Source organism: Gemmobacter sp. (genome assembly GCF_016792925.1).
In the GTDB taxonomy this organism is placed as follows: domain Bacteria; phylum Pseudomonadota; class Alphaproteobacteria; order Rhodobacterales; family Rhodobacteraceae; genus Gemmobacter.
The window spans coordinates 1-2395 of sequence record NZ_JAEULU010000071.1 but is presented as its reverse complement, the minus strand read 5'-3'; the positions used below and the strand labels follow the sequence as shown (position 1 = coordinate 2395).

The 2395-nt window shown below is 66.4% G+C and carries 1 protein-coding gene; it reads left to right on the top strand.

The window, feature by feature from the left end; translation table 11 throughout:
* Positions 1 to 529: 529 nt before the first annotated feature.
* Positions 530 to 1870, top strand: coding sequence for a proline--tRNA ligase (gene proS, locus JNN06_RS03900; RefSeq protein WP_291238290.1), 1341 nt, complete (start codon positions 530 to 532; stop codon positions 1868 to 1870).
* Positions 1871 to 2395 lie beyond the last annotated feature (525 nt).

Genomic DNA, 2395 nt, shown 5'->3' with positions numbered 1-2395 from the left:
ATACATTTCCGCATCGGGCCGTGGGCCCGAAGCCCACGGCCAGCGCCCGCCCCGCCATTGGCGGGCGCTTCGCCCCCGCCGGGGCAGGCACTGGCCTCTCGGTCACGAGCGGAAACGGCCTTGCTGCATCGTTCTCACAGGGCCGGGAAAACGCGATGCGTTTTCTGACCCGGCCCCCTTGGCCTAGGCCATCGCCGAGGTCATGCGCAGGCGACAGTGAGTTTGGGGCGGGTGCTTCCCAACCGCCGGGCGGGCGCAGGCCTCTCGGTCATGGGCTGAAAGGGTCTTGCGGGGCGGTTTCCACAGGGCCGGGAAAACGCGATGCGTTTTCTGATCCGGCCCCTTGGCCGAGGCCATCGCCGAGGTCATGCGGCATCGTCTCCGTTTGGGCCGGTGGCCCGAAGCCGCCGGGCGGGCTCTGGCCTCTCGGTCGCCGAGGTCATTGGCGCGGCCCCCCTCAGCCGCGCAAAACTTGCCCCCTTGCGCCGAAGCGGCTAGGAACGCTCAAACGGTTACAAGAGGCCCTGCCATGCGTCTGTCGCGCTATTTCCTTCCCGTGCTGAAAGAGAACCCCGCCGAGGCGCAGATCGTCTCGCATCGCTACATGCTGCGCGCCGGCATGATCAAGCAACAGGCGGCGGGTATCTATTCCTGGCTGCCGCTGGGCTTCAAGGTGCTGAAACGCATCGAACAGATCGTGCATGAGGAGCAGATCCGCGCGGGCCATATTCCGCTGCTGATGCCCACGCTGCAACCAGCCGATCTGTGGCGCGAAAGCGGCCGCTATGACGATTACGGCCAGGAGATGCTGCGCATCAAGGACCGGCACGAGCGCGACATGCTGTTCGGCCCGACCAATGAGGAGATGATCACCGACATCTTCCGCGCCCATGTGAACAGCTACAAGGAGCTGCCGCTGACGCTTTACCACATCCAGTGGAAGTTCCGCGACGAGGTGCGCCCGCGCTTTGGCGTGATGCGGGGCCGCGAGTTCCTGATGAAGGACGGCTATAACTTCGACCTGACGAAGGAAGACGCGCTGCATGCCTATAACCGCCATATGGTCAGCTACTTGCGCACCTATGAGCGCATGGGGCTGACGGCCATTCCGATGCGCGCGGCCTCTGGTCCGATCGGCGGCGACAATACGCATGAGTTCCTCGTGCTGGCCTCCACCGGCGAGTCGGAGGTGTTCTATGACGCCAAGGTGCCGGAGCTGAAGCTGGGTGACCGCGCGGTGGATTACGACAATCGCGCCGAGGTGGCGGCGATCTGCGAGGAATTCACCACGCTGTACGCCCGCACCGACGAGACCCATGACGAGGCCGCCTTCAACGCCATCCCCGAGGAGCGCCGCAAGGTGGGCCGCGGCATCGAGGTGGGGCAGATCTTCTATTTCGGCACCAAATATTCGGAAAGCATGGGCGCCACGGTGGTGACTGCCGAGGGCAACCGCGTGCCGGTGGAGATGGGCAGCCACGGCATTGGCGTGAGCCGTCTGCTGGGTGCGCTGATCGAGGCGAACCATGACGACAAGGGCATCATCTGGCCCGAGGGCGTGACGCCCTTCCATTGCGGGATCGTGAACCTGAAACAGGGCGATGCCGGCACCGATGCGGCCTGTGAGGGGCTTTACAAGGCGCTGGTCGCGGCGGGGCTCGACCCGCTCTATGACGACCGCGACGAGCGCGCGGGGGCGAAGTTCGCCACGATGGACCTGATCGGCCTGCCGTGGCGGATCACGGTCGGGCCGAAGGGGTTGGGCAAGGGCGTGGTGGAGCTGACCTCGCGCCGCACGGGCGAAAGCGTGGAGATGAGCGCCGAGGACGCGGTGGCGCGGATCGTGGAAATCTACGCCGCGCATCGCTGAGGGCGCAAGGTCGCTGTCGCCGGGGTCAATGGGGCCGGATCAGAAAACGCAACGCGTTTTCCCGGCCTTGTGGAAACCGCCCCGCAAGACCCTTTCAGCCCATGACCGAGAGGCCAACGCCCGCCCGGTGGGTGCGATAGCGTCGTTCGGCAGGCTTACGCGGCCCCATCAGGGGCCACGGTCCTGCCTCACCCCCGCAGGGCGGGCGCTGGCCGAGTGCCTTTGGGGCACTCGCCCCAAACTCACTGTCGCCTCCGCATGACCTCGGCAATGGCCTCGGCCAAGGGGGCCGGGTTAGAAAACGCACCGCGTTTTCCCGGTCCTGTGGGGGCGGTGGAGCAAGACCTGTTCAGCCTTTGACCGAGAGGCCAACGCCCGCCCGGTGGGCGCGAAGCGCCCGCCACCCGGAGGGCGGGCGCTGGCCGTGGGCTTCGGGCCCACGGCCCGATGTGGACACGTATCGGCATGACCTCGGCGATGGCCTCGGCCAATTGGACCGGATCAGAAAACGCACCGCGTTTTCCC

What these genes read in the sequence shown, in the direction of transcription:
- proS (WP_291238290.1), top strand. Translation starts at nt 530, where the DNA reads ATGCGTCTGTCGCGCTATTTCCTTCCCGTGCTGAAAGAGAACCCCGCC.